Genomic DNA, 6,335 nt, shown 5'->3' on the forward strand with positions numbered 1-6,335 from the left:
AGATCGAAAATCTCGTCGGAATTGTGCTGCGTGAGGCCGCGCTCCAGCGATCCCTTGACGAAGCGGCTGCGCTGCGCGTCCATCTCCGACTTGATCTTCTTGCCCATCGCGCGGCGCAGATTGTCGGCCTCGCCAAGCGAATAGCCGGAAAGCTCCTGCGCGATCTGCATCACCTGTTCCTGGTAGATGATGACGCCATAGGTCTCCTTCAGGATCGGCTCGACCTTGGGATGCAGGTAATCGGGCTTCTCCAAGCCGAGCTTGCGCGCGCAATAGGTGGGGATGTTCGCCATCGGGCCGGGGCGATACAGCGCGACCAGCGCGATGATGTCCTCGAACCGGTCGGCGCGCATCTCGACCAGCGCCTTGCGCATGCCGGCGCTTTCCACCTGGAACACCCCGACCGTCTCGCCGCGTCCGAGCATCTCGTAGGTCTTGGCGTCGTCGAGCGGGATCGCGCCGAGTTCGATCTCGACGCCGCGCCGCGCCAGCAGGCGCTGCGCGATGCGCAGCGTGGTCAGGGTTTTCAGGCCGAGGAAGTCGAATTTCACCAGCCCCGCCGGCTCGACCCATTTCATGTTGAACTGCGTCGCCGGCATGTCCGACTTCGGGTCGCGGTAGAGCGGCGTGAGTTCGACCAGCGGCCGGTCGCCGATCACCACGCCGGCGGCGTGGGTCGAAGCGTTGGAATAGAGCCCCTCCAGCCGCTGGGCGATCGCCAGCATCGTCGCCACTTTCGGGTCGGCTTCGGCCGCCTCGCGCAGCCGCGGCTCGTCGGCGAGCGCCTGCTTCAGCGTCACCGGCTTGGCCGGGTTCTGCGGCACCAGCTTGGCGAGCTTGTCGACCTGGCCGAGCGGCATTTCCAGCACCCGGCCGACGTTGCGCATCACGCCGCGGGCGAGGAACGAGCCGAAGGTGATGATCTGGGCGACGCGGTCCTCGCCGTAGCGCCGCCGCACGTAGGCGATGACTTCGTCGCGCCGGTCCTGGCAGAAGTCGACGTCGAAGTCGGGCATCGACACCCGCTCGGGATTGAGGAAGCGCTCGAACAGCAGGCCGAACCGCAGCGGGTCGAGATCGGTGATGGTCAGCGACCAGGCGACCACCGAGCCGGCGCCCGATCCGCGCCCCGGTCCGACCGGAATCCCCTGCGCCTTCGCCCATTTGATGAAGTCGGCGACGATGAGGAAATAGCCGGGGAACTTCATCCGCGCGATGACGCCGAGCTCGAATTCGAGCCGCTGGCGGTAGTCGTCTTCGACATGGCCGGGCGCACAGCCGTATTGCGCCAGATGCCGCTCGAGCCCTTCGGCGGCTTGGCGGCGCAGTTCGCTTTCCTCGTCGACCCGGGCGCCGTCGACGGCGGTGAAGTGCGGCAGGATCGGCTTGCGGGTCAGCGGCCGGTAGGCGCAGCGCAGCGCGATCTCGACGCTGTTGTCGAGCGCCTCGTCGAGATCGGCGAACAGCGCGCGCATTTCGGCCCGGGTCTTGAAGCGATGCTCCGGCGACAGGCGGCGGCGGTCGGCGGCGCTGATCAGCGCGCCTTCGGCGACGCACAGCAGCGCGTCTTGCGCCTCGTAGTCGGCGGCGGCGGCGAAATAGGCCTCGTTGGCGGCGACCAGCGGCAGGCTCTGCGCATAGGCGAATTCGATCAGCGCCGGCTCGACGCGGCGCTCGCTGTCCAAGCCGTGGCGCTGCAATTCGACGTAGAGCCGGCCGTCGAACAGCGGCGCGAGCCGCTTCAGCCGCGCTTGCGCCAGTTCGGGCAGGCCGAGCGTCAGCGCCCGGTCGATCGGCCCGGCCGGTCCGCCGGTGAGCGCGATCAGGCCCTCGGCTTCGGCCAGCGCAGCGAAGCCGACGTGCGGTTCGTCGCCGTCGGTCGGGTCGAGCCAGACGCGCGAAGCGAGCCGCATCAGCGCGCGATAGCCCTGTTCGTCCTTGGCGATGAGCGCCAGCGGCGCGCGCGCGACCCGCGCCTCGGCGAGACGGGAAGCCGACGGCGGCGCGTCGCCGAAATCGACGGTGATCTGCGCGCCGATGATCGGCTGCACCCCGGCCTTCGCCAGCTTCTCCGAAAACTCCAACGCGCCGAACAGGTTGTTGGTGTCGGTGATCGCCAGCGCCGGCATCGAATCGGCTTTGGCGAGCTTGGCCAGCGCTTCGATCGACAGCGCCCCCTGGCGCAGCGAAAAGGCGCTGTGGACGCGCAGATGGACGAAACCGACGGCTTTGACGAGCGACGAATCCATGACGACTCCGGCTGGCGTTTGGCATTGTGCCGACGCGGCGCCCGGCTTGTCGAGGCCGCTCGACGCCGACGGACGTCGAACCGAGCCGGATGGTCGGAAGCGGCGCTCCGGGGCAAGAACAAGCGGTCCGCTTTCGCTCGGATTTGTGGCGGGCGCGCTCGACGCGAAAAAAAGTATGAATTTTTCGCTAGCGATTGATGCGGCGCAATTACCGACCGCGGCGCGGGGCGCCACTCTTATGGGCGCGCGCGTGTTCGACCGCCGAAAGAGCGGGGGAGGAACGTCGATGGCGCCGGGAGGTCAAGAGTTCGATTCGGTTGTGCGCCTTGTCGGCGTGCAGAAGTATTTTGGCGCGGTTCACGCGCTGCGCGACATCGATATCGCCATAGGCCGCAACGAAATCGTCGGACTGATCGGCGATAACGGCGCCGGCAAGTCGACCCTGATCAAGGTGATGACCGGCGTCCTGGCGCCGAGCGCCGGCAAGATCTACATCCGCGATCGCGAAATTCCGCAGAGCGAGTATTCCGTGCGCATGGCGCACGATCTCTTGATCGAGACCGTCTACCAGGACAAGTCGCTCGCCGACAAACAACCGCTGTGGCGCAATTTCTTTGTCGGCCGGCAGATCACCGACCGCTTCGGTTTCATCGACATCAAGCGCGAGAAAGAGATCGCGCAGCGGATCCTGATCGACGTCATCGGCTTCCGCGGCGTCGGCATCACCGTCGACTCGACGGTGTCCAAGCTGTCGGGCGGCGAGCGGCAGGGCATCGCGATCGGCCGGGCGATGCATTACAACGCCGACCTCATCGTGCTCGACGAGCCGACCGCGGCGCTCGGCGTCGCCGAAGTGCGCAAGGTCATCGACTTCGTCCGCCGGATCAAGTCGTCCGGGCGCGCTTGCATCTACATCGAGCACAACCTTGCTCACGTCCATGAAGTCGCTGACCGGCTGGTCGTACTCGATCGCGGTCGAATCGTTTCCGAGATCAACCCGCGGCAGATGTCGGTCAACGAATTGACGGAATATCTCATCGATCTACAGCACAGGGGTTGAGGGAGACTGCGATGGCGCAGCGGCACGACGCATCGGCATGGCTTCGCGTCGAGGGGGCGCCGATCATCATCGTTTTCGCCCTTCTCCTCTTTCTCTTCATGTGGATTGCGCCGGTCGTGTTTCTCGCGCCGTCGATCTATACGACGTTTCTCACCATCATTCCGCCGCTGCTGCTGCTCGCCACGGGCCTGACCTTCGTCATCGGGGCCGGCGAAATCGATCTCTGCTTTCCTGCGATCATCTCGTTCTCGGGCTTCGTCTTCGCCCTCCTGTTCAAGGAGTATCAGCTTGGCTGGATTGCCATTTTCGCCGGTTTAGCCTCGGGAATTCTGGTCGGCTACCTCAACGGCGTGCTGATCGCCAGGGTCGGCATTCCCTCGTTCATTGCGACGCTCGGCACCCAGTTCTTCTGGACGGGCGCGGCGGCGGTGCTGTCGGGTGGAAAGTCCTACGCGCTGCGCGGCGCGGAGGAGAGTTCGGTCTGGCAATGGATCGTCGGTCGCCCATTCGCCTCGGCGACGACGATCGACTGGGTGCAGGGCCTGTCAGTCCAGGCTTTGTGGACGGCGCTGATCATCGGCTTCCTGTGGCTCATCCTCACTCACCATCGCTTCGGCGAGCACACGCTGTTCATCGGCGATTCAAACGACGTGTCGCGCGTCGTCGGCATCGACGTCGATCGCGAGAAGATCAAGATCTTCACGCTGATGGGCGGGCTGGCAGCCTGCGCCGCGATCATGCTGACGCTGGAGCAAAAGAACTTCTTCGGCAACCAGGGTCAGGGCTATCTGCTGACCGCGATCGCCTCGGTGCTGATCGGCGGGACGTCGATCTTAGGCGGGCGGGCGACCATTCTCGGCACGGTGTTCGGCTGCTTCGTCATCCAGATCCTCGAGCCTGGGCTCGTCGCCGCCGGCCTGACGGGGTCATGGGTGAGAACGGTGCAGGGCCTCATCTTCCTCATCGCCATCATCTTCTACATGTATGTCGACGAACCGCAGCGCCGCGCGGCGTTTATGCTTCGTTTCCATACAATTCCGGGATTCGGCGGCGCCTCCGCGTCGCGGCCTCGCGCTTCCGAATAAAGGTCCCCGACGCCTTCGCCGGCGACCGAGGACGAGCTTAGGGAGCAACGAACATGCGTCTTTGCAGAGTTCTTCTGGTTGGCGTCGGCGCGGCTGCGCTTGTCGCCGCCGTAGCGCCCGCCTGGGCCGCCGATCCGATCGGCAAAGGCCTGGTGATGTATATGCAGATGGGCGGCAACCCCGGCGACGGGGCGACGCTGGCCCGCCAGACCGGGGCGGCGCAAGCCGCTGAGGCGTTTGGCGTCGATTTGAAAGCGCAGTTCTCGGCCTGGGCGCCCGAGACGATGATCGCCCAGTTCAAGGAGGCGATGGCCGCCAAGCCGAACTGCATCGAGATCATGGGCCATCCGGGCGCGACCGCCTTCCACGATCTCGTCAAACAGGCGACCGACCAGGGCATCGTCATCACCGACGGCAACTCGCCGATGACCTCGCTGCAGGCCGAATTCGGCACCAAAGGCTTCGGCTATGCGGGCGTCGACCTCTACGAGGGCGGCGCGCTCACCGCCCGCGCCATGTTGGCCAAGGGGCTCAAGTCCGGCGACGAAGCGATGGTCTACGGCGTCTTCAGCCAGGCCGAACGCGGTCAGTCCGAGAAAGGGCTCGCCGACACGCTGGAGAAGGCCGGACTGAAGGTCGACCGGCTCGAGATCAGCCAGGAAGTCAACTCCGACACGTCGCTCGGCGTGCCGATTCTCGCCGCCTACGTCCAGGCCCACCCCAACCTCAAGGCGATCGGCACCCAGCACGGCGGCGTGACCGGCACCCTGCAGCAGGTGCTTGAGAAAGCCGGCAAGAAGCCCGGCGACATCGTCGTCGGCGGCATCGATCTCGCGCCGGCCACGATCGACGGCCTGAAGTCGAAGTACATCACCGCCACCCTCGACCAACTGCTCTATCTGCAGGGCTTCATGCCGGTCGTGCAATGCGTGATGACCGCCAAGTACAAGATGCCGGGCCTGTCGCTCAACACCGGCGCGGGCGTCGTCACCCCCGATACGATCGGCGGGCTCACCCAGTTGATCGACGCCGGCATTCGCTGATATCGACAAGCGCGAGCGCGGACGCCCCAAGGCGTCCGCGTGAACGAAAGGCCTCGACTTGTCGCAAGAACCCTATGTCGCGCGCTCCGACCGCTACGAGCGCGCGACGTACCGCCGCTGCGGCAGGAGCGGCCTGCTTCTTCCGCCGATCTCGCTCGGCCTGTGGCAGAATTTCGGCGGCCTCGACGCCTTCGAGACCGGCCGCGCCATCCTTCGCCGCGCCTTCGACCGCGGCGTCACTCATTTCGACCTCGCCAACAATTACGGTCCGCCGCCCGGCGCCGCCGAGGAGGCCTTCGGTCGCCTGCTCGCGACCGACTTCGGGCCCTATCGCGACGAGATCATCGTGTCGTCGAAGGCGGGCTACCGCATGTGGCCGGGGCCCTACGGCGAATGGGGCTCGCGCAAGAATCTGCTCGCCAGCCTCGACGCCAGCCTGAAGCGCCTCGGGCTCGACTACGTCGACATCTTCTACCATCACCGCCCCGACCCCGAGACGCCGATCGAGGAGACGATGTCGGCGCTCGCCGACGCGGTCCGGCAGGGCAAGGCGCTCTACGTCGGCATCTCCAATTACCGCGCCGCTGAGGCGCGCGAGGCGTTCGCGGCGCTGCGCGGGCTCGGCGTGCGCTGCCTCATTCACCAGCCGCGCTATTCGATGCTCGATCGCTGGGTCGAGCGCGACGGCCTGTTGGACGCGCTGGCGGAGGAGGGCGTCGGCTGCATCGTCTTCTCGCCGCTCGCCCAGGGCGTCCTGACCGACAAATATCTTGACGGGATCCCCGAGGATTCGCGCGCGCAACGCGGCAGCCGCGGCGGCTCGATGGGACGCGAGGGCGTCACCGACGAGAGGATCGCGACCGTGCGAAGGCTGCGGCCGATCGCCAAGCGACTCGGG

The 6,335-nt window shown here is 66.2% G+C and carries 5 protein-coding genes; 4 read left to right on the plus strand and 1 reads right to left on the minus strand.

Going from position 1 to position 6,335, the window contains the following annotated elements; all coding sequences use genetic code 11:
- The coding region (dnaE, locus tag ABSF49_RS19230; protein WP_424114251.1) for a DNA polymerase III subunit alpha at positions 1-2,249 on the minus strand (2,249 nt) is incomplete at its 3' end.
- A gap of 286 nt (positions 2,250-2,535) precedes the next feature.
- Between dnaE and ABSF49_RS19235 the strand changes: the two genes are divergently transcribed.
- From ABSF49_RS19235 to ABSF49_RS19250, 4 genes are all read left to right on the plus strand, one after another.
- The gene (locus tag ABSF49_RS19235) at positions 2,536-3,309 is read left to right on the plus strand and encodes an ATP-binding cassette domain-containing protein (RefSeq protein ID WP_424114252.1); all 774 of its coding nucleotides are present in this window, start codon (positions 2,536-2,538) and stop codon (positions 3,307-3,309) included.
- Between the two features lie 11 nt (positions 3,310-3,320).
- Positions 3,321-4,394, plus strand: coding sequence for an ABC transporter permease (locus ABSF49_RS19240; RefSeq protein WP_424114253.1), 1,074 nt, complete (start codon positions 3,321-3,323; stop codon positions 4,392-4,394).
- 53 nt (positions 4,395-4,447) lie between these two features.
- Entirely contained in the window at positions 4,448-5,437 is a 990-nt protein-coding gene (locus ABSF49_RS19245; RefSeq protein WP_424114254.1) for a substrate-binding domain-containing protein, read from the plus strand.
- Between the two features lie 58 nt (positions 5,438-5,495).
- On the plus strand, positions 5,496-6,335 hold an 840-nt coding region (locus tag ABSF49_RS19250), incomplete at its 3' end, for an aldo/keto reductase (protein WP_424114255.1).

It is taken from the genome of Roseiarcus sp., assembly GCF_049514155.1.
GTDB lineage: Bacteria > Pseudomonadota > Alphaproteobacteria > Rhizobiales > Beijerinckiaceae > Roseiarcus.

Coding starts and splice junctions, on each gene's coding strand:
- ABSF49_RS19235 (WP_424114252.1), top strand. CDS start 2,536: ATGGCGCCGGGAGGTCAAGAGTTCGATTCGGTTGTGCGCCTTGTCGGC.
- ABSF49_RS19240 (WP_424114253.1), top strand. CDS start 3,321: ATGGCGCAGCGGCACGACGCATCGGCATGGCTTCGCGTCGAGGGGGCG.
- ABSF49_RS19245 (WP_424114254.1), top strand. CDS start 4,448: ATGCGTCTTTGCAGAGTTCTTCTGGTTGGCGTCGGCGCGGCTGCGCTT.